This is a genomic window from Streptomyces sp. NEAU-sy36, assembly GCF_013423905.1.
GTDB classification, from domain to species: Bacteria; Actinomycetota; Actinomycetes; order Streptomycetales; family Streptomycetaceae; genus Streptomyces; species Streptomyces misionensis.
In genome coordinates, this window is sequence record NZ_CP058977.1 from 4,231,620 (window position 1) to 4,254,194 (window position 22,575).

Consider the following 22,575-nt stretch of genomic DNA (forward strand, 5'->3'; position numbering starts at 1 on the left):
GTATCCCCCTGGAGGGGGGCCTTCGCCTGGTGCTGACAACGATGTCAAGATTCGGGGAAGCGGCAGCCGGGGCGCGCACACCGGGGTACGGGGGAGGGCGGGAGCGCGTCTCGAAGTGCGAGTACGAGTACGGAGGTTGCCGACGGGACACGTTGTCCGAGCCATCCGCGACCGCCTCTCGACCGGCACCGGTACCTCAGATCATGTTCCTTTCAATATCAACCCACCGCGTCACACTTCGTCAATGCGTCGGCGCGGCCGGGTAGGTGGGTCGACGGGGCGACCCCTCGGCAGGGGCCGGCGGCGGCCTCGCCCGTCCTGGCGTACCTGTTCCTCCACGACGCGTTCGATGCTGATGGCCCGGGAGTTGCCGGGCGTCCGGTTCGGACGATACGTGGACGACGCGGTTGTGCACTGCGTCAGCGAGCGCCAGGCCAGGATGCTGGGTGGGCGATCGACAACAGGACGGAGGCAGTCGGGCTGCGGCTGCACCCGGCCAAGACCCGGATCGTCTACTGCAAGGACGCGAACCGCAAACGCTCCTACGGGCACGCATCGTTCACGTTCCGCGCCCGCTCGGCGCGCAGCGAGCGCAAGCTGGGCTGTTTCCACCAGACTCTGCTCGCGCTGGTGCACCTGTGCAAGAACGAGACGCTGCCCCAGCTCGCAGCACAGCCGACTTCGGGATCTCCACCGCAACCGTCGGCGGTATGTGGACGAGGGTCTGGAGGTCCCGGCCTCCTGGACGCCCGGCCTCCAGGAGGCTCTTGTCGGCCTGGGCGAAGGAGACTTCGTCATCGTCGACGGCACGCTCCTCCCCATCGACGCGTCGCCGAGGACGAGCCGCACTACGCTCAGAAGCACCGGAAACCCGGCATGAACGTCCAGGTCGTCGCACGACCGTCCTCGACGGTGTGCTCGGTGATCAAGGCGGTGCACGGGGCAGGTCTGTTGCGGGCCGATGCGGTGGCGCGGTCGGTGCCCTGGTCCTCGACGGCGGCGGTGTTCCATGGCATGGAGCAGCGCGGGTGAGGGTCGATCCGGTTCTTGTGGCCTTGAAGGAGAGGAGTAGAGCGCCCGGACACGCTCTCATCGAGCAGCGCCGGCGCTCGACAGTCAGGTGGCCGTGCGGAAAGTGCGGGTCGTCACCGACGACATGCCGTTCCTCTTCGAGCCCGCGTCCCAGGGCCCGCGTCCACCGGGGGCCTTACAGACCCGCGGGCACCCGGTGGTGAGAGCGGGCATCGACCTGCGCTTTCCCCGGACCCCTGTGCAACCTGTCGAAGTTCACCGACCGTGTTTGTACGCATACGGCTCATGACGGGCGCGGGGGCAGGGCGGATAGCCTGAGCAATGTTCCAGCGGTCCCCGGCATGGCGAGGGGAAACCCGCTTGAGGCTCAGTGCTTGCCGGCCTGCCTCGCCCGGGTCTCCCCCGCGTTCGCCTCGGATCTCCAGTCACCCGTGAGGAGAGTGGACTCCTTGACGTCTTCCGACCGTACCCCGGCCACCCCGCCTGCCGAAGCACGTTTACCCGGCACCATCGCAGCCGTCACCGGCCTGCTGTCTGTCATCGCCATCGTCCTGCTCGCCTTCACCGGCCACGGTGACGCCTCCCTGATCGCGGGAGTCGCCGGCGGCGCGGTCACCGGCGGGAGGCAGTTGACGGTGATCATCCGTCGCTGAGCCGGGCCGGGCGGAGGCATCCGGTGCGTCTCCGCCCGGCCTTACGGCTACGCGGGCACCAGGCCGGCGACTCCTGCGCCTCCATCAGAGGGCGCTCAAGCGCTCCTCCTCGGCTGCGCCGCGTCGTCGTGCCGAGGCCGGGGAGAACGTCCGCCGGACCATCCCGCTGCGCGGCCTCGACGCGCCGTCGGCGGATGAGCCCGAGGAGCGCCAGCTGTGCTCGACTACTACCGCCCCGCCTACGCGATCGGCCATGCGCCGAAGGCACCGCACTTCGCTCGCTGCGCCAGGCGCCGTGCCCGTCGACCGGCAGCAGCGCCGTCCTCGAGGAACCGTGGCCGCCGCCCTGGCGTAGCCGGGCGCCGGGGTCGGGGAGCGCCGGCGGCGCCGGTCCGGGTCGTCGACGCCGATCTCGTACCAGGGCTCGCCCCGCTGGAGCCGGGGCAGGGTATCTACCCACACCGCGACGGCGATGTCCTTCACGTCGGCGAGCGCCTTCAGGCGGATGTCGAGCAGGTGTTCCTCCTTGCCTGCCAGGACGACATGCAGCCGCGGGAGGTGAGGCCGAGCCGGACGCGCCGGAGTTGGAGGGTGTCGGAGTTGAGCCAGTACTCGACGAACTTGCCGTCCTTCATGCGCAGGGTGTCGGTGCCGGTGAAGGTGACGGTCGTGCCGGGCTGGGCCTTGGCGCCAGGGAAGCCGCCGACGTAGGCGCCGCTGGCCGTCCAGCGCACGGAGACGCGGTCTGCGGCGGTCAGGGGTTCGGTCTGGAGGGAGAAGTGCAGGTCGGGGAAGGCTGCGCGGGTCTGGGCGATCCAGGCCACCAGGCCGTCCGCGCTGCGGATGCTGCTGCCGTCGCCTCCGTCGAGGAGGGCGGCATGGACGGTGAAGTCCGGGGAGATGATTCCGGGTGCCTGGGTGTAATCGCCGTTCCAGAGGCGCAGCCAGGCGTCGAGCATGGCCTCAGGGCTCTTGGCCGGCGCCTGGTGGCCCGGTGAGGTGACCGAGTGAGCGGCCGGGGCGGCGGACGAGCCGGGTGCTGCGGCCGTTGACCAGGCGGTCACCGCCTTCGCCCTCCGAGTTGCTCTGCGCGCACGCGGACGCGGCCGCGCCGACATCCACGCCACCGTCACCGCCCGCGGCTACCCCACCTTCGGTCTCCCCACCGGGCGCCTCCCCGACGGGCTCGCCGCCCGCCCTCTCACAGGCCCCGTCCCGCTGTTCCTCTGGTACGCCGTCTGGAACACCGCTGCCGCCACCCCCGCCACCCACCGGATGCTCGAACTCATCCACGTCTACGCGCGACACCGCCGCTGGCACCGTCTGCCCAGCGGCAGTTGGTGGCTGCCCGAAGCAGATCGCCCCGCACTGCGCTCGGCGGACTGAACATCATCTCCCGCGCGAGCAGGGGGTGGCGGGCAGACGGACTGCCAAGTCGCGGCTGGGCGCGCGTCAGGGAGAGTTCCAAAGGCCCCTCAGCTCCGTCCAGTCGGGCGGGCTGGTGGGCTGGTCGCCCGGCTTCGGGGGGTTCTGCAGGCCTCGCAGGACGAGGTCCAGGTAGCGCAGGTGCAGTTCGATCGCGCGCTCGGTGCTCGTGGGCAGGCGGGCGTTGAGGTGGGTGAGCAGCAGCGGGATGTCCGCCGAGGTGAAGTCCCGGCGCAGTGCGCCGCTGCGGTGGGCGGCGTCCACCAGGTCGTCGAGTGCCCGCTGGAGGCGGTTGTCCGCGGCGTCGACCTCGTCGGTGGCGGGCAGGCGGCCGCCGAGGAGCGCGAGGAGGGAACCGGTGTCCGTGGTGGACAGCGCTGCCCGCAGGAAGGCCGCGAAAGCGGCCCAGGGGTCGGGATGGTCGGCCAGGGCGGTGCGCGCGAGGAGGGTCAGCTCGTTCATGCCCTCCACCCGAAGTGCCTGGGCGAGGTCCTCCTTGGCGGGGTAACGCCGGTAGAGACTACCCATGCCCACGCCGGCGCGGCGGGCGATCTCCGAGACGGGGGCGTCCCAGCCGAGTTCGGCGAAGACTTCGCGCGCCGCGCGCAGGACCCGCTCGTCGTTGCGGTCGGCTTCCCTCTGACGTCCGCGGGGCGGTCCTGTTCGGTCGGCGCGCATGCTCGTGCTCCTTCGGTACGGCAGCCAACGCCGCCCCTCCACGCAGGGCGGCGTTGACCTGTGTCATTACTGGCCGACGCGGCTCGAAGCCAGTGGTACCACGTTGGGCTCGGGGACGGAGTCCTGGTGGTAGGGGCGGATGCACAGGGCGCCGGCGAGCAGGATACCGAGGGCGCCGAGCGCGGCGGCGACCCAGAAACCTACCGTGAAGGCATCCTGGTCGGGGACCGGGGTGCCCTGGACGGTGAAGGTCTGCAGGAAGACCACGGAGAGCTGACCGCCCAGCGCACTGCCCACCGTCCGGACGACGGTGTTCAGACCGTTGCCGGCGGCGATCTCCCGGCGCGGCACGATGGCCGCGACCAGGTCGGCGAGCGCGGCGTACCCGTAGCCCGCGCCGAGGCCGACCAGGCAGAACCACACGGCGAGCTGCGCAGGGGAGACCGGGGAGAGCGCCGTGAGTACGGCTCCGGTCGTCATCAGGGTCATGCAGGCGATCAGCGGCGCCTTGCTGCCGAACCGCCCACGCAGCCAGTGCGCGCTGCGCCCGCCCAGGATGACGCAAACCGAGCCCGGGAGCATCAGCAGTGCGGACTGGATGACGGACAGGCCGCCGCCGTAGGAGGCCGCCGGGCGTAGTGCGGGCGGCAGTCCTGCGGGCATTTGCAGCAGTTGCGGGACCAGGACGTAGAAGAAGAACGGCACCACGCCGATCAGCAGCGCCGCGAGATTAGTGACGAGCATGGGCGGATGCGTGATGTGCCGCAGATCCAGGATCGGGTCGGTGCGGCGCACGGACGACAAACCGAGCGCGACGAAGAACATCGCGGCGGCCCCGAAGAGCAGCAGCACCCCGGCGGAGGTCCAGCCCCACTTGTTTCCTTCCGTGATCGCCAGCAACAGGGCGACGACGGCTGCGGCCAGCAGGAAGGCACCAGGCAGGTCGATGCGCTTGGCATAGCGCTCGGGGCTCTCCGGCACCCAGGCAACGACCAGGGCGATGGCGAGGGCGATCAGCAGGGCTTCGGCACCGAACATCCAGCGCCATGACGTGTGCTGGATGATCAGCGCGCCCAGGACCATCCCGAGGCCGGCTCCGCCACCGATCATGGCCGTGGTGATGCCGAAGCTGGAGGCGATCCGCTCCTTCGGCATGGCCTCGCGGACGATGGCCAGGGACAACGGAAGCGCGGCCATGGAGACACCCTGCACGGCACGCAGGGCGATGAGGCAGCCGATGTTCGGAGCAGCCGCGGCCCCCGCTGTACCCGCCAGGAACACGGCCAGAACGATCACCAGGAGCCGTCGGTGACCGTAGCGGTCACCGAGCAGGCTCAGCACCGGGGTGAGGACGGCGGCGCCGAGCAGGAAGGCCGTGACCAGCCAGCCCGCCGTACCGGTGTCGGTCCGCAGCCGGTGCGCAAGCACCGGAAGGGCGGGGATCACCATGGTCTGCATCATCGAAAAGGCGGCCACCGCGGTCAGCAGCGCGGCGAGCACCGCGTTCGACCGTGGGGCCACCTTGAGGCGGTGGCTGGTTCTCTTGTCGTCCACTGACGACTCCTCCATCTCAGGCTGACGGGCGACTCACGGCCGCGAGGAAGCGGGGCGCGCCCGGGCATACGGGGGTGGCCGCCTGCCTGGGTGCCGAAACGGTGGCCGGGCAGGTGGCCTGGGGCGGACGTGTCCGCCAACACCACTCTATCGGAGCGGAGCACTCCGCTCCGACAGCCCTGGGGTGCTTCCTCGCGTCCTACTGCCCGGCCTGAGGGACTGGGTACGGGAACCGGTGCCACGGGTGCGCGGCATTGGGTGCGCTCAGTGGCCGACCTCCCGGTCGCGGTGCGATTCGGGCTCCTGCGGGCGATGCGCCACGTCCTGAAGGTGGCGCAGCCGCTCGGCTGTGAGATCGAGGGCCTCCAATTTCCGCAGGGCCCGCAGCGCCGTCATGTCCATCGCCTCGCGGCTGCGGGGCTCCTCCTCCTGGTCGTCGTGATCGGGGTCGGTCAGCTCAGGCGCGAGCAGCTGCTCGGGCATCGCCGCCTGCTGGTGCCGGACGACGTCGTACGCCCGGCCCCGCGCAGCGGCAGCGGTGGCGAAGCGCAGCTTCTCCCTCACCACCGCGCCGGCGAGGACGGCGCGCTCTTACGGGATCGGGATGCGGCTGATCTCCCACTCCCCCGCGTCCTGGCCCGGGGACCGGTGCGCAGCCTGTTCGCCAGGATCGGCCAGGGGGCTGCCGGCCCGGGTCGGGCGCGGGGGCGGGGGCGGGTGGGCAGCGGCGGATGGGGAGGTCCGACAAGGACCAGCGGGCGGTGTAGAAGCGGTAGCCGGACTCCAGGCCGCGTACAGTCTTCGGCTCATGTCCAGGCAGTGCGTCGAGACAGCGGCGGCCACGATTCCGTCGTCCAGGCCGGGATCGCGGCGGCCGCGCAGAACGGACGAGGTGGCGGCGGGCTTCGGCGAGCAGGTGCCGACGGTGGAAGCGCCCACCGTCGTTCATCCCGAACACCGTCGCGGCGACGTCGACGGCCGCCACCTTGAGGTCGCCATCGGCAGCTGCCCGGCAGGTCATGCCCATCCTCGTCAGCATGCTCTGCAGCAGCGAGTCCTCATACGATCCAGGCCGGGCCGGTGCCGGAGGCCACCGCGGCGCTCTCGCGTAGGGCGCTCGCCTTCCGGGGACACGCCAGCACGGAGCGCAGGGCGCTGAGCTCGCGGTATCCAGAGAGCCGCTGGAGAGCGGTCGGCCCTTCGGCTCCTTGGTGGGCCAGACAGCTCTCCGGCGAAGCCCAGGCTGAGCCGCTGAACAGCACTGAACCGCTCCTGGGCAGCGTGGTGATCCGCCACGACCAGCGGTCAAGGCCAGTCAGCAGCACCTGGCCGACGCCGGTCGCTGGCTCGCCACATAGCCGCGCCGCCGCGCCTGGTGGGACCCCGGATAGGGCGTCAGTCGCGCCCGGTCGGCCGGATCGCGAGGTAGACGATGAACGCCAGGATCACGGTGGTGAATGTAATCAAAAACTTCCGGAAGCCATCGGAGCTAGTCGGCAGCCAGCCCTGCACCAGGCCGATCAGCAGTACGACGTCGAGCACCACCACGAGCGCGTAGCCAGGACGCTTCATCCGTTCCTCTCCCTCCCCGCAATCCGTTCGCACCGTAGCCGATCCGCGCGCCCGAGGAGGCCCGAACATCACGGATGGTCATGGTGTGTGCTGAGCCGCGCAGCGAGCGCGGCCGGCTTCTTCGGCATCGGTCCTCGTTCATGTTGCTGCGGTGGACAGAGCCCCAGCGCAGGGCCTGCGGTGCGGCCGGATACTCGACGACCCGAGCCCGCCGGAGCCGCACCGCCACCGCGCAGCGTCCAATTGGAGCTCGCTGCCGAAGACGGGGAAGAGGAAGTAGTCGACGAGGAGAGGCGGGCGTGCTGATCCAGGCGAGCGCCGGGTTCGGAATGCTGTACCGGCTGGGCCTCACCAAGGCGGCGCTGCTGAGCGCCCTCATCGGCCGGGCGGGTGCGCCGGTGCGTTGGATCGGCGGGGGCAGGCGGGTGCCTGGCCGTGCCTCTTCACCTGCCCTGACGAATCACCACCCCCACCGCTGCCTCAGCCGTTCGACGTTCTGGGCAGTGGCGAGGCAGGCGTCGACATAGTCCCGCGCCGCGTTCGGGGTCACGGCGGCCGGCTCGCGCAGGGCGTCGACGCTCAGCCGTTGCAGGCGCTCGATGGCCATCACCGTGTGCGGAGACGCCCCGAGCGAGGTGAGTCGGGCGCCGAATTCCGCCGGACGGGAGGGCGCGGGGAAGCCGGCTGCGGTGACCATCTCGGTACACAGGGCGTGCAGCGCGTTCCAGGCTGCGGCCACCGCGCCGGCAGGTGCGGCGTCCACTGCGTGGCGGGCCTCACGCAGTTGGGCGCGTCGGAGGTTTGTCAGGTACCCGTTGTCAGACGGGGCGTAGTCCGGAGGAAGGGGGGCGGGTACCGGCCCTGGATACCCATATCCGGTCCCTGGTCCGGGCCGAGACGCAGAGGGCGGTCCTCCCGGTTGTGGAGGGCTGCCGGGCTCGCCGGCGCTTCCCTGTGCAGCGGGAGGAGGCGCCTGTGTGTCAGTTCCGAACGGTGGAGGCTGCGGCGGGGTGGAGACGGGCTGCGGCACGGAAACCTGCGGGGAACAGGCATGGTGCTGCCGTCTGTCGCGGTCTCGGACTGTCGGAGCACGTCCCGCGCTGCGGCTGCGAATTCAATGGCTCCGACCGGCGTCTCCAGCCGGGTCATCCGCCCGAGAACCTCTGGCAGAAAAGCCCGAAGGATCCAGAGCACGGTGAGTGTGACGGCGGGCCAGGCCAGCACCTGCACATACTTGAGGACGAGTTCGGCAATGCGCACGGTGCCATGGTGGCGCCTGAGCCAGGGGGCCGGCCTGACGATCGGGCGCGTCGTGGCCGGTTCCCTCATGGCCACGTCTCGAATACATCGCTCGCGGAACACGGTGGCCGGACCGAACTTGAGGCGGCGGGCGGTGGAGCGCCTGCGCACCTCAGCGCGGTCTGAGGCCGTCCATGAGCAGGTCGAGCAGGCGCTGGGCCTGGGCAGGTTCTCCGGACTTGGCGGCGACGGCGAGCATGCCGAGGATGCCGGCGGAGACGTCGTCGGCGCGAGCGTCGGCGCGGATGTCGCCGGCGGTGGCGCCGGCGCCGAGGATCATGGTGATGGCCGACATGAGCTCCTGCCGGGTGTGGGCGAGGGAGATTTCGCCGGCGTCGATCATGGTGAGCAGGGTGTCGGTCATGCCGTGCTTGGTCGCCTGCCATTGCGCGAACAGGTCCATCCACCGACGCAGTGCCTGAGCGGGCGGGTAGTCGGCGAGCAACTCGCTTGCGCCGGACGTCAACCGGACGACCTGGTCCTGGTAGACGGCGTCGACGAGCGCTTCCCGGGTCGGGAAGTGGCGGAAGACGGTGGCGACGCCGACGCCCGCCTGGCGAGCGATCTCGCGCATCGACGGTTCGGTGTCACCGGCGCCGAAGGCGCGGATGGCCGCCGCGAGCACGGTCGCGCGGTTGCGCGCGGCGTCGGCACGCTGCGGCTGGTGGGGTGCCGAGGACGGTTCGGTGGCCATAGCTAAGTGGATCGCGTTCCATTTGAGTCGGTCATCGGGGTAGTCTAGGCCCGAACCAAACGGAACGCGTTCCGTTTACTCCTGGGAGGGGAACCTCATGGCCCAATCCGCTTTCGCGCCGGGCACCATGCGCACGGTGCGCTTTCACCAGTACGGCGAGCCCGCCGACGTCCTGCGCCTGGAGACCGCTCCCGTGCCCGAGCCGGGACCCGGCCGCATCCGTGTCGCCGTGCACGCGTGCGCACTGGCTCCGGCCGACTGGGCGCTGTGCCGCGGGCTCTTCCCCGGCAGCCTGCCGCGCGGTATCGGCTGCGACGTCTCGGGCACCGTCGAGGCCATCGGCGCGGGCGTCACGGACACGGCCGTCGGCGACCGCGTGTTCGGTACCGCCGACTTCGCCGGCCAGCCGAGCGCCGGCGCGGCGGACCGCGCCGTGCTGGACCACTGGTTCGCGGTGCCCGAGGGCCTCGACCTCACCCGGGCCGCCGCGCTCCCGATGGCGCTGAGCACCGCGTCCTGGCACCTCGCACGACTCGGCCTGACCGCGAAGCACACGATCCTGGTCAACGGCGCCGGAACCACCATCGGCTACGCGGCCGTGCAGATCGCCCTCGTCCGCGGAGCACGGGTGATCGCGACCGCCGGACAGACCTACACCCAGCAGCTGCGCGACCTCGGGGCCACGGTGGTCGGCTACGGCGAAGGCCTGGCCGAACGGGTCAAGGCCCTCGGCCTCGGCCAGGCCGACCTCGTCTTCGACGCCGCACCGCCGAGCGGCGCCCTGCCCGAACTCGTCAAGATCGCCGGCGGCGACCCCCAGCGTGTGCTGACCTGCTCCGACCTGGCCGCAGCCCCCGAGCTCGGGGTACGCGACACCTTTCACGAGGACCCCGCGACACAGACCGACGACGAACGCTTCGGCGCCTTCCCCGAGTTCGCCCAGCTGGCCGCCGAAGGCAGGTTCACCGTACCGATCGCCGGAACCTTCCCTCTCGCGGACTGGCGCAAGGCCCTTGAAATCAGCCTGACCGGGCACGCCCACGGGAAGCTCCTGCTCCTGCCCGCCATCGGCGTCACCAATTAGCCGCAGTGGCTTCGTTCGCCTTTGGTGACAGCACTTTTCGACCAGTTCGAGCGGCGGTCAGCGATCTCCGGGCCGATAAGTCTTCATGAGTTTTGAGTGCTGCTCCCAACGCACGGCGCCAACGCGGCGGTACGGCGGCGGCTGGGACGCGCCGGCCGCCTGCGCGTCCCTCGGCAGCGCGGACGCCCTCGTACCAGGCCGGACGTCGTCCTCGCGGCCAAGGCCTGCTCATCCCGTGCGACCCGCAACCACCTGCGCAAGCGCGGCATCCGGGCGGTGATCCCGGTTCCTGCAGGTCAGCGTGGCCGCCAGCTGCGTCGAGGCCCCCGCTACGAGAAAACGGCAACCATCCTCGGCCCTGCGCACCACGACCGCGCCGCATCCAGCAACACACGCCTGTGGTGGGAGAGTCGCGCCGCGGCCGACGAGGTCACTCCACTCGGCGGACTAGGTTCTGTCTCTTTGGTCAGCGTCGGGTCCAGATGAGGATGCCCGCGAGGTGGAGGGCTGCCTGGTAGGCGATCGCGAGCTTGTCGGTTCGTGTAGCCAGGCCACGCCACTGCTTGAGGCGGTTGATGCACCGCTCGACAGAGTTCCGCTGCTTGTACGCCTCGCTGTCGAAGCTGGGCGGGCGGCCGCCGAGCCGGCCTCGCCGCAGGCGGTGGCCGACTTGGTCGGACGGCTGCGGGATGACCGCGCGGATGCCCCGGCGCCGCAGGTGGCTGCGGATGGCACGTGAGGAGTACGCGCGGTCGGCCAGAACGGCCAGGGGCCGGGTCCGGGGCCTGCCCGGACCAAGGCGGGGCACGCGGATGCGGGACATCACCGTCTCGAATGCAGGTGCATCGCCTGCCTGGCCTGCGGTGACGGTGAAGGCGAGGGGTCGTGCGCGGCCGTCTGCGGCCAGGTGGACCTTGGTGCTCAGTCCGCCGCGGGAGCGTCCGAGCGCGTGATGGGCGGGCTCGCCGGAGTGGGACGCCCCTTTTTGCGTGCTCCGGCAGCGTGTTGGTGGGCCCGGACGACCGTGGAGTCCACAGACACCGTCCAGTCGAGGTCGTCGTCGGCGTCCGCCGCCGCCAGGACCGCTGCGAGGATCCTCTCCCAGGTGCCATCGACGGCCCACCTGATCAGCCGCTTGTGAGCGGTCTGGTACGAGCCGAGTTCGTCGGGCAGGTCTCGCCAGGGCGAGTTGGTGCGGTACTTCCACGCGATGGCCTCAAGAGTGCGGCGGTGGTCGGCCCATCGCCGCCCGCGGACCGGATCGGCAGGCATCAGCGGCTCGATCCGGTCCCACATCGCATCGGTGATCACTAATCGGACGGACACATCCGATCAACTGATCAACCCATCAAAGAGACACGCTCTAAGTCCGCCACCTGGTCCATCAGCCACCCAGTGAACAGCCTCCTGGCCGACGTCTCGCCGCGAGCACGGCCGCGGCCTCTGCCTGATCCGAGGATTTGCCGCCCATGTCCCGCTTAGGCTCCAAGCCCGGTCGGCGCGGCACGGTGGTCAGCTTCGACATGGTCCTCAACTGGCGCGACGCACCGCTACCGTCGGTGTAGGCCAGGCCTGTCCGGTAATCAGAGCAGCGGCTCGACTAGAGCGTCCAGTTCGGCCCGGCTGATCTGGCCCATCCGGGCAGCTGCGATCCGGCCCTGCCGGTCGACGACGAAGGTGTAGGGGTAGCCCTGCGGGCTGACCAGGCCCCTGGGGATGCGCAGGAGCTGGGCGGTCTTCGGGTCGTGGAGACTGCGGTAGGTGACGTGGTGCTCGCGGGCGAAGGCCGCTCCGGCTGCCCTCGACGCATCGGTGTCGACGCCCATGACTCGTACGCCGCGCGTGCGGAGGGTGGTGTGCACGGCGGAGAGGTCACGAGCTTCGGCGCGGCAGGGGCCGCACCAGGATGCCCACGCGTTCACGACGAGCACGTTGCCTCGGTAGTCGTGTACGGCGATCGGGCGACCGTCGATCGCGGTCCCCGCCAGGTCGGGCATTTTCTGGCGGTGGGCCGGGGCGAACGTCTGCTGTAAGCGGGGTGCTTGGCCATCGTCCAGTTTGGGTCCCGCGCAGCCTGATGCCATCAGCAGGGCCAGGACGAGGCCGGCAGCTTTTGCGATGTTCATGATGACCAGGATGTCACCCCTGCTGCGGACTGCCATGGGGAGCATTGGGCGGAAGGTTCGAGAACGTGCTCACGGCTTCGGGGTCGCCCGCTCACTGCCGTCGAGGGTGTAGCGCTTCTTCAGGACGGCGTCGAGTTTGCCCGAGCGCACGGCGGACATGCCCCAGGCGGTCGGCAGTTGGAGCGTGAAGAGCGCGAAGAACGAATACATCGCCGCGGCGTCCAGGAGCTCCCCCGGGTTGACCGCTCCGTAGGGCGCTGCGTTGGCGATGCCGAGGACCAGCATGTAGAGGGTGCCGTCGATGAGGACCGTTCTCCAGCGTGGCAGCGGAGAGAGCAGACGGCGACCCAAGGTGAGCACTGCGGTGCAGGTGACCAGGAAGACGGCCTGGTCCCTGCACCACGTGAGCGGCTCGGGCCCGGTGGGGCCGAGCTTGTCGTCGAACGCGAGCGAATAGCCGGCCAGCACCACAGCCCCGGTGAGCCATGAGATCAGCGTGACCCAGGCCGCGTAGGTGAGTGCGCTGCGCCAGGGGGTGAACATCATGGCGCTCCTTTCGGGCCCCTGGTCGGAGCCGGTGCGCTGACATCATCCCATCCTTGTCGTGCGGGCAGCCGCCCGCCCACGGGTCGGGAGTGCTTGCTAGTAGCCGCCGTTGTTGGAGATGGTGCTGGGTTCACAGACTCGGGAGTAGAGGCACTCGAGGCCGCTGACCGCCTTGGTGCTCATCTTGTGCTGGTAGACGGTCTTGGTGGAGTGCTTGCTGCCGCTGGTGTAACCGAAGAGGTACATCTCGTGGTCCGGGGCGGGGCGGGCGCTGCCGGAGACGTAGAAGTCACCGTTGCGGGCGAGGCGGGCGTCGTAGTACACGCCGATGCCGGCCCGTCGTATGCCGGACTTGGGGCAGAAGGGATCGGTGGCCTCGATCTGACCGTGCACGGAGCGCGTCTTGCCGTCGAACCGGGTCTTGGTCTGGAAGTCGATCTTCTTGGTCGACGCCTTCCGCTTTTCGACCAGCTTTCCGTTTTTGTAGACCTTCGTCCAGCCGGTCTCGGGGAAGAGGTCGTAGGAAGATTTCGTCCAGTAGACGACACCGCGGACACCGGCACGGAACGACGTGCCGGAGACAGCGTTGGAGTAACCCCGGCCGTCCCCCTTGTATTTGTAGGAGCTGCCACCGTACTTGCAGCCTGAGGCCTTGCTGATGTAGGTGGGCACGGTCACCCACGGCTGGCGGATGAAGGACCGCCAGGTCACCACAGTTTTGGTGTACTTCTTGGCCTTGGCTTCGATCTTCCGGGCAGTCTGGACGAGTGCGGCGGGCGTGTCGCCGGTGGGGACCGTGACGTTCAGGCCCCAGGTATGTCCGAGCCCCTTTGCGTCACCGCTGATCTGATAAGAGGGTTCGGAGCCGGGAACGACCGCATCGTCGCGAAGACTGTGCCCAGAGGTCCTGGCGATCACCTTGCCGTCACGGATGACGGTGTAGGACGTCGCACCGAGGTCCGGCCACGACAGGTCGACGAACCTGGCGGAAGCGGCCCAGGCAGCACGCTCCGTCCGACTCGCTGAGTGGGCGAGGGTGACGTCGGCGATGACGCGTTGCGAGCCAGCGGCGAGGATCTCGCTGTCGGTGGCCTTCCCGGTGTAGGTCTTCACCGTGTGCACGCCACCGGAGGCAAGGGCGGTCTTACCGGTCGCGAAGCTGCCGGTGCCGGCATCGAGGACGAACACGGCCTTTCCCGGCTCGGGTGCGGCCGAGGCGGTGGTCCCGCCGGCGGCCACCGTCGCGGCAAGGAGGGCTACGGGCAGCACGGTTGCCGCGCTCCAGCGCCCCATGGTGCGGTTGAGGTTCACGGATCGTCTCCTTGGACAGAAGTCGTCGCCTCAGCCCAGCCGCGTCACCGCCTGGGTGAGGAGTTGTCAGCGCGCACGAGGGGGCGGCTTCCGAGACGTCGGGCCGGACCGACCTCCCGGAAGCCGCCCCTGTGTGTCAGGACAGGCCCCACTCCTGGCGCCCACGAGCCGGGTTGGAGCTGCCGGCCTTCTCCAGGTAGGGGTGGGAGCCGGCCTTCGTCGAGTTCGACGCGATGACCTTGCCGTTGCGGGCTTCACTCCAGATGCGGGAGCCGCTCAGCATCCAGCGCTGCGCCTTCCAGGTGGAGTGGCAGGTGTACTGGACGATGTGGCTCTTCTTGTCGACGTTCAGGCACTTGCCCGACTTGTCGTTCTTGATGGTGAACAGCGAGTCGTTCTTGTAGATCCGGTGGAGGGTCCAGCGCTGCGACTTGTCACCGGAGCACTTGCCGACGGTGAGCTGCGCGTTCTGCTTCGTGCTGCCCCCCATGGAGAGGCAGGTGTGTGCCGCCCAGACGCGCTCCAGGCGAACATGCGCGTAGGGGTCCTTGGCTTGCGGCGCGGCGTCGGCCGACGGCGCGGCCAGACCCGTCATCGTTCCGGCCGCGACTGCGGCGAGCAGCAGTGATCCGGCTGCCTTACGCATTGGTCCTCCCCGTTTGAGTGACATGGCGAGCACCGAACGTAAACGCGAACTGCCCATGTCTGCTACGTCCGTTAGGGAGGTGTCTGAAAGGGCATTGCCCTAAAGGGAGGCTGGTCGTACCCGGTGTGGAGCCGTCTGATTTGGTCCCCTACGGTGGCCCTCGTATCGCTGCTCTCACAGGGGGTCGACTTCCAACCATGAAGCTCTCACGCCGCCTCGCTCTTGGTGCCGTCGCAGGCATCGTGGTCCTGGCTGTGGGAGGCGGGGTGACGGCTCACCTGCTGGACGATCCAGCACGGGGCCTGACGGCTGCCGCGCATGCGGGAGACGCGCACTGCCGGAAACTCACCGGGAGGGCGCCAGGACGGCTGGCGGGCAAGGAACGCCGGTCTGTCGGACTCGACGGCGTAGTGGTGTGGGGTGACCAGGATGTGATCCTGCGCTGCGGTGTCGCGAGCCCGACGGCGACGACGGACCCGTGTTTCGAGGCGAACGGGGTCGACTGGATGCTCGACGAGCGGCAGTCGACCCCGGATCGCAAGGTCATCGTGACGTTCGGTCGAACGCCGGCCACGCAAGTCGCCATCCGAGTACAGGGAGTGCGGACGGATGAGGCGATCCTGGAGCTCTCCCCCCTGGTGGAGCAAATCCGGCAGACCGGCCGGTGCTTGGATGCCCAGTGACGTGTGCCGGGCCCGCTCGCAAGACGTGCGGGCCCGGCCGCTTACGCGATCGTCGACTTCTGCCTTCGGCCCGAGGTCGGAGCAAGGTGCCGGGAGCATGACGGCTCGTCGCACAGCGCGTTGTGGGCCAAAGCGGAGACGATCGCGACCTGTGTCCGCGTCTGCTGCCCCAGCTTCGCCACGATGTTCGAGATGTGTGCCTTCACCGTGCGTTCGGCGATGCCCAGCTCCCTCGACAGTTCACGATTGCCGACACCTGTGCCCAGCAGCAGGAGAACCTCCCTTTCTCGATCCGTCAGGGCCTCCAGTCGCTGGATACCGGGTTCCGGGCTGTGGCCGGTTCGCTGGTAAGGGCAGGTGGTGCCTGTCGTGCCGCCCCAGTTGGTCATTCTGGTCCCCTCCGGACACCGCAATTCCCAGCAGACCCCCGTGGCCCGGGTTGTAGCGGCGGCCAGCGGCCAACTTACCCGTGAGTTCCTATGAACTTCACGCCCTTTCCAGCTGAGTAACTTACCTGCGCGACCGCTGTATTGGCTGAAAATCGTGGGCTCTTGCAAGAACGTTCGAGCAGCGGCAAAGTCACGCTGTCATCCAACCGCCTCACCGCCGACCTGCCCCTGCCGCCTCTGCGGGTTCAGGGCCGTGCCCTACGAGCGCGATCAGCCCAGTATCAAGCATCTCAGCCTGCTCGGCGCGCTCCACACCCGTGCCCCTGGACCGTGCTGCGGGCCCGGTCCTCGCTGGCGGGATCGGCATGCTGTGGGGCGGCCGGCCAGGTCTCGGCGAGATGGCGCTCGGCGACCGTGGCAGCCCTGAACAGCAGGTCGACGGCCTGGAACCGGTGCCGGGCGGGAACGCGGTCGTCGACTGCGAGGGCCGTGACCAGGGCACGGCCGTCGGCGGTGGCCGGCTGGCAGGCATCCTGGTGGAGGATCTCGCTGTAGAAGTGTGGAGGAAGCTCCGGTCGTCCCAGCAAGGGTCGACCTCGGCGTCGAACAGCATCGCGGCCTGCGGCGGCCGGGGGCCCTGCATGCGGTCGGCGATGACGTCCCGGAACAACTGCCGGATCGGCGGACCGGCAGGGTTCGTGGTGTGCCAGGTCTGCTCGGGTTCGGCGTCCGTATCCATGGCCAGCGCAGCCTACTGGAGCATGTCGGGCCGACAGCCCGTCGCCTGGATGGAACGGGTAGTCGGCCCTGAGACTGTCGCGGTAAGCCGGCCTTGGCCACGCGCAGAACGCAGCAGGGCACGGCAGGGTCCAGCGGTGCGCCGGGATGACCCCGGCATCCTGATGTGCGGGGCCAAGACAGTGCGCGGGTGATGATGAAGGCTGCGTGGACGAGGTCGGTCGTTTGATGGAAGCGGCCCCGCTGACGGGGGCAGTGGGGCCTGACGACAGTGTGACAGCAAACTGTCGGAATGCGGACAGTATTCCTACTTTCCGCATCGTCCCGAGAACCGGACTCATCCGCTGCAGCAGCTCCCGCATACGATGCACGACCTCTGCCATGACCTCCAGGGACGGAGCTGCCAGCTGCGTGCTGGCGAGCTTCGCCAGCACGCTGTTCGCTATCTGCTGCGGCCGCGCCGCGTAGCCGGCGTGGGAGGCATAGGCCCGCCAGCGCGGGACATCACGCCGGCCGCCAGTGCGGTCTCGCTTCCCTTGAAATCCGGGAAAGCGAGAATTTCGGCGACGGAAACGACGGATGCCTGGGTCATACGCTTCATGCGAGCGAACTACATAACCGTTTCGGATCGTGCTGGCTCAGATGGTTCTGTCTGTGCCGGACGTGTAGGTCCATGGCGCTCGTGTGGCCTCAAGCGTCCTGGCCACTTCAGGACATCGAATGCCGCTCATGCGGATGACGTTATTCCGTTTCAGCGAGGCCCCGGAACAGCTACCCGCCCTTCCCAATTTCCCTTCTGATAACCACAATACTCGGGTGATCCTCATTAATCGGGACTACCGGTGGCTATGGTCCGGCCAACTCGTCTCCCAGACGGGGGACTTCGTCTTCAGTACCACGCTCGCACTCTGGATCGGCACCGTGGTGCTGGCTGGCCGGCCCTACGCACCGGTTGCGGTCTCCGGCCTGGTCGTCGCCGTCGCGATCGGCACCCTGTTGGTAGGTCCACCCGCCGGGGTGTTCGTTGACCGCTGGGACCGGCAGCGCACGATGATGGGTGCCGATCTGGTGCGGGCGGCCCTGACTGGCGCGCTTACGGTGGTGGCCTTCCTTCCTGCTGGGACGCTGCCCGATGGAGTCGTGCTCGGCGCGGTGTACGTGACGGTGTTTCTGGCTACGGGCGCCGCACAGTTCTTCAATCCGGCCCGGTTCGCCCTCATAGGGGAGGTGGTCGAACCCGCCGAGCGCGCACGGGCAGCCGGGATCGGGCAGGCCACCCAGGCAATCGCCACGATTGCCGGGCCGCCGCTTGCTGCTCCGCTGCTGTTCGCGGTAGGAGTGCGCTGGGCTCTGCTGCTGAACGCGCTGACGTTCCTCGTCTCCTTCGTCGCAGTCCGAAGAGTCGGCCATGCCCAGGGTGCCGACGGGGCTCCCGGTGTCGATACCGTCTCCTCGACGAGGCCGCAGCTCACAGATGAGCCCCCGACGCCTGGCGGCACGGTCGACGTACCTGCGGCGGAGCGCCGGGGTGGAGACTGGCGCGCGGAGTTCGCTGCCGGGCTGCGGCTCGTCGCGCGCAGCCGGGTGGTCACCGCGCTGCTGGTCAGCGTCGGCCTGGCCACTGTCGGCGCGGACGCCTTGAACTCGCTCAACGTGTTCTTCGTAACGCAGAATCTCGGCGCCGCGTCCCGCTGGTAGGCACGCTGGAGATGGCCCTGGGGTTCGGGCTGGTCGGCGGTGCGCTGGTGGCGGCTGCGGTGACCGAGCGGCTGGGCGCGCACCGGGTGTTCTCAGGCGGGCTCGCCCTCACCGGTCTGGGGCTTGTGGTCTACTCGCGGCTGACCGGTCTGGGCCCCGCTCTCGTCACCCTAGTCCTCGTTGGGCTGCCGCTGGCCGCGCTCAACACTGCACTGACCCCCGTGTTGCTCTCCGCGGTGCCGCAGTCCCATCTGGGCCGGGTCATAGCGGTGATCAATCCTGTTCAGCAGCTCGCTGCCCTGATCGGCGTGACTACCGCAGGTTGGCTCGCCAGCACCGCACTGCACGGCTTGGACGCAGAGGCGGCAGGTGTGCACTTCGGGCCCATCGACTCCATCTTCACGGTGGCCGGACTGCTGATGGCAGCTGGCGGCGGGTACGCGGCGCTGGCGTTACGGCGTGCGGGTGCGGGCGGAGCGTCAGGGCAGTACAAGGCAGTGACACAAGGGGAGGCCGGTACGGCCGGGCGGTAGGTTTGTCGGCTCGCTCGCCGTTCGTGTCCGAGAGGACGTGCATCTTGGAACTCGGCTTGTCGGCCCTGGATGTCAGGCTCAGTGCCGTAACGCTGTGCGACTACTTCTCCGCTGCTGACGCCCAAGCCGCGTTGGCCGTGGCTTAGCGGCCCGGAGGGCCGGCCGTGGCGAGGCTCGACGTAATCTTCCTCGAGAACATCGACCCGGTCGTCGCTGTTGCCCAGCTCGAAGCGCATCTCGCGAACTGCAGTTAGGGAAGCCAGTCGGCGCCCGACGCGGATGGTGTCGGCGCGCACCGGACGGCGCTGTGGCTGTGGGGCGTCGGCGGGGTGGCGGGGAGCTTCCTGGTTGGGCCGCTGCCGGACCGCACACCAGCGCTGCCGGGGCCGAGCCCGGCACTGTGCACGGGTCAACTGAACCACAACAACAAGCTGACCTCGAGAGCATTCGGAGGGTTGGCAAGACTGCTGGAAGTTCCCACGTATCACCAGTAGGTCCGCATCACAGTCTCGGCACACGCGGCGCGAACTCCTGGAGCTCCGGCGTCCCCGCCTTCGCCGCGCTCCAGTGACCTCGCAGGCGCCTTCCCGCGCGCCCTCCACCGCACCGGTGGCACTGCGCGCGGCCACTGGCATCACCTTGTCCCAATCTGCCAGGCGCATTTCGGCGCCAGCCGGTGATCTGGCGTCAGGGACAGGGCGTTACGGTCGGAGACGCGCACCGGCTCACCGATCCCCAGCCGGAGGCTGTGGGCGGGACCGACCAGGTAGTGACGGCGTGGACCGCTTCACCCGATCGAAGCGTCAACCGCTGCGCCTCCTTGATCCTCAGCCGCACGCCGGATGTCATCAGCGCGGGCAGCGTGAACGCCCGGCCGCGCGATGGAAGAAGCCCCCGCTGCTCCCTCGCCGAGGACCGGCCAGAAGCATCACCCGCGCACGACACCCTCAGCACCACCTCAACAAAGCGCTCACCGATGGGGGCCGGTCCGGCGCGGAAAAGTAACCATGCCTCCTCAGGCCGCCCTGGCCCTCACCGAAGACCGCCGCCGCTGCACGGGCGAATCCCACCAGGCCCTTTGCGCACTCCTCGAGGACGACGGCCAGCCGCTCCCCGTACCCGCGGCACGCCGCCCGGAACAGGCGCTGCTGGAGACCGCGGTCTTCATCGCCTGTTGCAAGATCGGCGGTGTCTGCGAGCACCCTCTGGGCATCGTCCAGGCCCGGCCAGATGAGGACCAGCTTGTCCTGCGGCTCGCCCACGAGCCATACGTGATCCACTGCTGGGCTGAGTTCCTCCTCCCCCGGTTGAACGACTATGACGAGTTCTCGGATCCCCAGGACTGGATCATCGGCGTGCCCGGCCTCCGCTATCGCAGAGAGAGGGGCGGCATCTGCCTGTACCGCCCCGGCATGCCGGCCAGCATCCTGCTTACCGGCTTCAACCCCCTCTGGTGGGATCGCGTCGTCAACCGTCTCGCCCCCGACTACGACCTGTTGCAACCGAAGCCGGACTGGGCATCGGAGAAACGCGCTGCCTACGCCGCAGCCACCGTCGCGCCCTACGATCCGCCCTCGATCTACTCGCCCTTGCTCCGCCACATCCGGGCGCCCGCCGGGCCAGGACCGATCAACAGCACCGATGCCTGGCACGCTCTAGGCGGCGAAGGTGGCGCCGTACGGCTGGAGACCACCGACGGCCCGCCGTGCCCCGACCTCATCCGGCTCCTGGGCGATGGCCCCACCGGGCTCGGCTGGGAAGTCGAGCACAAACGATGCACCTGCCTGTGCGATCACACCCACGCAGATATCGGATGCAACATCGACTTCCGCGAGCCCACCACCGGACGATCCGTGTACTACTCGAACGCCAAATGGGGCCGCACGCTCGATGACCAGCGCCGCGAGAGGATCGCGGAACTGAATCGTGATGCCTTCGCCTGAACCCATTGGACAGCGCAATGCTGTCCGGAGCGGCAATCTCTGATCCGGGCCGCCGCGGTGGTTCACCCAGGTCTCCACGCTGTCCCTCCGGCCTTCCTGCGGGAGGCCGGAGGACGTCAAAGTTTCCCCCACAGGCCAAGCGACGAAGACGGGGCGGCCCCGTCAGATCAGCCCCTATCAACCGGTCGCCACGATCGGTTTCGGCCTGAACAACAGGTTCTCTTAGGCCAGTTGATCCGATCTCCCCGCGCGGCTTGACTCACCCCGGTCAGCATACGCAACGAACCGGCATGACTACCCAGTGCGACGAAATGGGGGGTAATGGCCCGCCAGCCGAATCCGGATTTCACCAACACCCTGACGATGCTCCACACCGCCGTCGTGCACACCGACAAGAACATCCGGGACGCGCTCGACAAGAGCGTCGAGAAGCTGGAGACGGCCGGCCGGGCCGCGCACGAGAAGACGACCAAGGATGTCGTCGACGAGCTCGGCAGGATGCGCTCGAATTTCCGCGACGTCTACAACAAGCTGAACTCCAACGGAGACGCGCTCAACAGCGCGGTCCACGACGTCGTTGCCCAGCTGCGCGCCGAGCTGCGGGAGGTCCGCGCCGTGCTCGCGGACCTCACCACGCCCACACCACCTCCACTCACCACCCCGCCTTCGCCCGTATCGGCCGAGCTGGAGGCATCCGGCGCCGAGGAGCCCGCCGACGATCAAGCGGCAGACCGCCGCGATACGGGACGTCGTCCCGGACGCGCCCGGCGGCGGAACGGCGGTCGCCAGCAGACTCTCGATCGTAACCGACCGTGAAACCGAGGTCGGATCGTGCGCGTAGCGGAGTCAGCGGATCAGGCCGGCGGTGACGTCTCTCGAAACTGCCGCAGCGCCTGTAGATGAAGGACAGCCCGCTGGTATGGGAGGTGGCTGGCGCCCGGAGCGACGGGTGCCAGCCGAGGTCGCTCACGGGGTAAAGGAGTCGGCCTCCTGCCCTGGGTCCGTGTCCTCCTGCTCCGTGGACGCTTGCGGTGTACCAGGGGTCTCTGGTTCGTCGTCGCCTTCGTTGCGGCTCTCGGCCGTCGGGGCGCCGGGAGCGGTGCGGTCGTCGAGGGTGATGCTGACCGGCTGTCCGCTGGGGGTGAGGTCGGTCAGGCTCTCCTCGATCCGCTCGTACAGCGTTGCGGCGAGTTCTTGGTCGCCGTCGCCGTCGCTGGCCGTGTGCTTGATGGAGTGCAGGCTGATCAGCAGGGCGATCAGGGAGCGGCCGGACAGAGCGACGCGGATCCGTTCTTCTCCCTCACCGGCGACCTGCGGTGGTACGCGGAAGTGCGGGTGACGTCCCGTGTGGGCGGTGATGAACTCCCAGATGTCGCGGTGACACAGCAGGCTTGCCGAGGAGACGCGGGCCGCGGTCTTCAGCAGGTCCCTGTGTTCTGGGCTCACTTCGGCGCCTGCGGGTTCGGCCGCAGTGTCCGGCTGCGGCCGTAGCTCCTCCACGGCGGCGTGCAGGTCCACGATCTCCTGGCGCAGTGAGGCGAGTGCGGACAGGGCTTCAGCCAGCGCGGTAGCGACCTCCTGTTTGCTTTCCCCCACCGCTTCACGTGCTCGGTCCGAGACATCCTGATGGCCGCCGGCCGGGCCGTCATCGGTGCTGATCGGCTTGGTGAGCTCGGTGAGCACCGGGGCGAGTTCCTCGGCGAGGACCTCGCGGACGGCCTGGCGGACGACGTCGACCGGCAGCTCTGGGCTGGGCGAGGAGTCCGGCTTCTGTTCGGCGGAGCGCTGCGCGGGGATCGCGGACTGGAGGACACCGTCGTCCGTGTGGCCGTCCGGCGCGATGAGGGTGGTGACGGGTGCGGCAGCGGGGTCGAGGTGGGCACGACGTTTCCTCTGGATCCGGCCACTGCGAGTGAAGTGGGGGCGCGGGGCGGCCAACAGCCGGTACGGTCGACCGATTTCGTAGGAGGA

At 69.1% G+C, this 22,575-nt stretch carries 22 protein-coding genes and 2 pseudogenes; 9 read left to right on the plus strand and 15 right to left on the minus strand.

Features of this window, described 5'->3' with window-relative positions:
• Nucleotides 1-567: 567 nt before the first annotated feature.
• Nucleotides 568-942, plus strand: a pseudogene (locus HZZ00_RS38605) (transposase family protein); the annotation flags it as partial.
• 539 nt (nucleotides 943-1,481) lie between these two features.
• A complete protein-coding gene (locus HZZ00_RS19225; protein WP_180327599.1) occupies nucleotides 1,482-1,685 on the plus strand; it encodes a hypothetical protein in 204 nt (67 codons plus the stop codon).
• 497 nt (nucleotides 1,686-2,182) lie between these two features.
• On the opposite strand, the gene HZZ00_RS19230 is transcribed toward HZZ00_RS19225, so the two are convergent.
• The 7 genes from HZZ00_RS19230 to HZZ00_RS19260 form a co-directional block, all read right to left on the minus strand.
• The gene (locus tag HZZ00_RS19230) at nucleotides 2,183-2,749 is read right to left on the minus strand and encodes an ester cyclase (protein ID WP_219013902.1); all 567 of its coding nucleotides are present in this window, start codon (nucleotides 2,747-2,749) and stop codon (nucleotides 2,183-2,185) included.
• Nucleotides 2,750-3,137: 388 nt separating this feature from the next.
• A complete protein-coding gene (locus HZZ00_RS19235; RefSeq protein WP_180327600.1) occupies nucleotides 3,138-3,788 on the minus strand; it encodes a TetR/AcrR family transcriptional regulator in 651 nt (216 codons plus the stop codon).
• A 66-nt stretch (nucleotides 3,789-3,854) separates the two neighbouring features.
• Nucleotides 3,855-5,342: an MFS transporter gene (locus HZZ00_RS19240; protein WP_180327601.1), complete on the minus strand. Its 1,488-nt coding sequence runs from the start codon at nucleotides 5,340-5,342 to the stop codon at nucleotides 3,855-3,857.
• A 264-nt stretch (nucleotides 5,343-5,606) separates the two neighbouring features.
• Nucleotides 5,607-5,906: a hypothetical protein gene (locus tag HZZ00_RS19245; RefSeq protein WP_180327575.1), complete on the minus strand. Its 300-nt coding sequence runs from the start codon at nucleotides 5,904-5,906 to the stop codon at nucleotides 5,607-5,609.
• Between the two features lie 831 nt (nucleotides 5,907-6,737).
• The gene (locus HZZ00_RS19250) at nucleotides 6,738-6,914 is read right to left on the minus strand and encodes a hypothetical protein (RefSeq protein ID WP_180327602.1); all 177 of its coding nucleotides are present in this window, start codon (nucleotides 6,912-6,914) and stop codon (nucleotides 6,738-6,740) included.
• A gap of 460 nt (nucleotides 6,915-7,374) precedes the next feature.
• The gene (locus HZZ00_RS19255; protein ID WP_180327603.1) at nucleotides 7,375-7,677 is read right to left on the minus strand and encodes a hypothetical protein; all 303 of its coding nucleotides are present in this window, start codon (nucleotides 7,675-7,677) and stop codon (nucleotides 7,375-7,377) included.
• Nucleotides 7,678-8,325: 648 nt separating this feature from the next.
• The gene (locus tag HZZ00_RS19260; protein ID WP_180327604.1) at nucleotides 8,326-8,907 is read right to left on the minus strand and encodes a TetR/AcrR family transcriptional regulator; all 582 of its coding nucleotides are present in this window, start codon (nucleotides 8,905-8,907) and stop codon (nucleotides 8,326-8,328) included.
• A gap of 127 nt (nucleotides 8,908-9,034) precedes the next feature.
• Between HZZ00_RS19260 and HZZ00_RS19265 the strand changes: the two genes are divergently transcribed.
• Both HZZ00_RS19265 and HZZ00_RS19270 read left to right on the plus strand, forming a co-directional pair.
• Nucleotides 9,035-9,991, plus strand: coding sequence for an NADP-dependent oxidoreductase (locus tag HZZ00_RS19265; RefSeq protein ID WP_180333596.1), 957 nt, complete (start codon nucleotides 9,035-9,037; stop codon nucleotides 9,989-9,991).
• 159 nt (nucleotides 9,992-10,150) lie between these two features.
• Nucleotides 10,151-10,315, plus strand: a pseudogene (locus HZZ00_RS19270) (IS5/IS1182 family transposase); the annotation flags it as partial.
• A gap of 142 nt (nucleotides 10,316-10,457) precedes the next feature.
• Here the strand turns inward: HZZ00_RS19270 and HZZ00_RS19275 are convergent.
• The 5 genes from HZZ00_RS19275 to HZZ00_RS19295 form a co-directional block, all read right to left on the minus strand.
• Nucleotides 10,458-11,287, minus strand: a protein-coding gene (locus tag HZZ00_RS19275; protein ID WP_374028555.1) for an IS5 family transposase whose coding sequence is annotated in 2 segments (ribosomal slippage) — nucleotides 10,458-10,957 and nucleotides 10,957-11,287 — 831 coding nt in all. Because the reading frame shifts where the segments join, the coding sequence is not laid out codon by codon here.
• 287 nt (nucleotides 11,288-11,574) lie between these two features.
• Nucleotides 11,575-12,153, minus strand: coding sequence for a TlpA disulfide reductase family protein (locus HZZ00_RS19280; protein ID WP_180327605.1), 579 nt, complete (start codon nucleotides 12,151-12,153; stop codon nucleotides 11,575-11,577).
• A 33-nt stretch (nucleotides 12,154-12,186) separates the two neighbouring features.
• Nucleotides 12,187-12,663, minus strand: a complete 477-nt coding sequence (locus tag HZZ00_RS19285) for a hypothetical protein (protein ID WP_180327606.1) — start codon at nucleotides 12,661-12,663, stop codon at nucleotides 12,187-12,189.
• Nucleotides 12,664-12,759: 96 nt separating this feature from the next.
• Nucleotides 12,760-13,974, minus strand: coding sequence for a hypothetical protein (locus tag HZZ00_RS19290; protein ID WP_257584865.1), 1,215 nt, complete (start codon nucleotides 13,972-13,974; stop codon nucleotides 12,760-12,762).
• Between the two features lie 136 nt (nucleotides 13,975-14,110).
• Complete coding sequence (locus HZZ00_RS19295) at nucleotides 14,111-14,620, minus strand: RICIN domain-containing protein (RefSeq protein ID WP_180327607.1); 510 nt, start codon at nucleotides 14,618-14,620, stop codon at nucleotides 14,111-14,113.
• 197 nt (nucleotides 14,621-14,817) lie between these two features.
• Between HZZ00_RS19295 and HZZ00_RS19300 the strand changes: the two genes are divergently transcribed.
• Entirely contained in the window at nucleotides 14,818-15,303 is a 486-nt protein-coding gene (locus HZZ00_RS19300) for a DUF3515 family protein (protein ID WP_180327608.1), read from the plus strand.
• 41 nt (nucleotides 15,304-15,344) lie between these two features.
• Here the strand turns inward: HZZ00_RS19300 and HZZ00_RS39110 are convergent, their stop codons facing one another.
• Nucleotides 15,345-15,692 (minus strand): LuxR C-terminal-related transcriptional regulator, encoded by a 348-nt coding sequence (locus tag HZZ00_RS39110; protein WP_180327609.1) that lies wholly within the window; start codon nucleotides 15,690-15,692, stop codon nucleotides 15,345-15,347.
• A 290-nt stretch (nucleotides 15,693-15,982) separates the two neighbouring features.
• Nucleotides 15,983-16,279, minus strand: a complete 297-nt coding sequence (locus tag HZZ00_RS19310; protein WP_180327610.1) for a hypothetical protein — start codon at nucleotides 16,277-16,279, stop codon at nucleotides 15,983-15,985.
• A gap of 880 nt (nucleotides 16,280-17,159) precedes the next feature.
• On the opposite strand from HZZ00_RS19310, the gene HZZ00_RS19315 reads away from it, so the two are divergent.
• The 4 genes from HZZ00_RS19315 to HZZ00_RS19330 all read left to right on the plus strand — a co-directional run bounded on the left by HZZ00_RS19315 (nucleotide 17,160) and on the right by HZZ00_RS19330 (nucleotide 21,420).
• Complete coding sequence (locus tag HZZ00_RS19315; RefSeq protein WP_180327611.1) at nucleotides 17,160-18,128, plus strand: MFS transporter; 969 nt, start codon at nucleotides 17,160-17,162, stop codon at nucleotides 18,126-18,128.
• Between the two features lie 11 nt (nucleotides 18,129-18,139).
• Nucleotides 18,140-18,661 (plus strand): hypothetical protein, encoded by a 522-nt coding sequence (locus HZZ00_RS19320; RefSeq protein WP_180327612.1) that lies wholly within the window; start codon nucleotides 18,140-18,142, stop codon nucleotides 18,659-18,661.
• A gap of 1,007 nt (nucleotides 18,662-19,668) precedes the next feature.
• Nucleotides 19,669-20,604, plus strand: a complete 936-nt coding sequence (locus HZZ00_RS19325) for a hypothetical protein (protein ID WP_180327613.1) — start codon at nucleotides 19,669-19,671, stop codon at nucleotides 20,602-20,604.
• Between the two features lie 321 nt (nucleotides 20,605-20,925).
• The gene (locus HZZ00_RS19330) at nucleotides 20,926-21,420 is read left to right on the plus strand and encodes a hypothetical protein (RefSeq protein ID WP_180327614.1); all 495 of its coding nucleotides are present in this window, start codon (nucleotides 20,926-20,928) and stop codon (nucleotides 21,418-21,420) included.
• Nucleotides 21,421-21,570: 150 nt separating this feature from the next.
• On the opposite strand, the gene HZZ00_RS19335 is transcribed toward HZZ00_RS19330, so the two are convergent.
• The gene (locus HZZ00_RS19335) at nucleotides 21,571-22,542 is read right to left on the minus strand and encodes a hypothetical protein (protein WP_257584867.1); all 972 of its coding nucleotides are present in this window, start codon (nucleotides 22,540-22,542) and stop codon (nucleotides 21,571-21,573) included.
• Nucleotides 22,543-22,575: the final 33 nt, after the last annotated feature.

Bases quoted from the DNA above. Each gene is read 5' to 3' on its own strand.
- HZZ00_RS19235 (WP_180327600.1), bottom strand. From the start codon at position 3,788: ATGCGCGCCGACCGAACAGGACCGCCCCGCGGACGTCAGAGGGAAGCC.
- HZZ00_RS19250 (WP_180327602.1), bottom strand. From the start codon at position 6,914: ATGAAGCGTCCTGGCTACGCGCTCGTGGTGGTGCTCGACGTCGTACTG.
- HZZ00_RS19260 (WP_180327604.1), bottom strand. From the start codon at position 8,907: ATGGCCACCGAACCGTCCTCGGCACCCCACCAGCCGCAGCGTGCCGAC.
- HZZ00_RS19265 (WP_180333596.1), top strand. From the start codon at position 9,035: ATGCGCACGGTGCGCTTTCACCAGTACGGCGAGCCCGCCGACGTCCTG.
- HZZ00_RS19280 (WP_180327605.1), bottom strand. From the start codon at position 12,153: ATGGCAGTCCGCAGCAGGGGTGACATCCTGGTCATCATGAACATCGCA.
- HZZ00_RS19285 (WP_180327606.1), bottom strand. From the start codon at position 12,663: ATGATGTTCACCCCCTGGCGCAGCGCACTCACCTACGCGGCCTGGGTC.
- HZZ00_RS19295 (WP_180327607.1), bottom strand. From the start codon at position 14,620: ATGCGTAAGGCAGCCGGATCACTGCTGCTCGCCGCAGTCGCGGCCGGA.
- HZZ00_RS19300 (WP_180327608.1), top strand. From the start codon at position 14,818: ATGAAGCTCTCACGCCGCCTCGCTCTTGGTGCCGTCGCAGGCATCGTG.
- HZZ00_RS39110 (WP_180327609.1), bottom strand. From the start codon at position 15,692: ATGACCAACTGGGGCGGCACGACAGGCACCACCTGCCCTTACCAGCGA.
- HZZ00_RS19315 (WP_180327611.1), top strand. From the start codon at position 17,160: ATGCGGATGACGTTATTCCGTTTCAGCGAGGCCCCGGAACAGCTACCC.
- HZZ00_RS19320 (WP_180327612.1), top strand. From the start codon at position 18,140: ATGGCCCTGGGGTTCGGGCTGGTCGGCGGTGCGCTGGTGGCGGCTGCG.
- HZZ00_RS19325 (WP_180327613.1), top strand. From the start codon at position 19,669: ATGCCTCCTCAGGCCGCCCTGGCCCTCACCGAAGACCGCCGCCGCTGC.
- HZZ00_RS19330 (WP_180327614.1), top strand. From the start codon at position 20,926: ATGGCCCGCCAGCCGAATCCGGATTTCACCAACACCCTGACGATGCTC.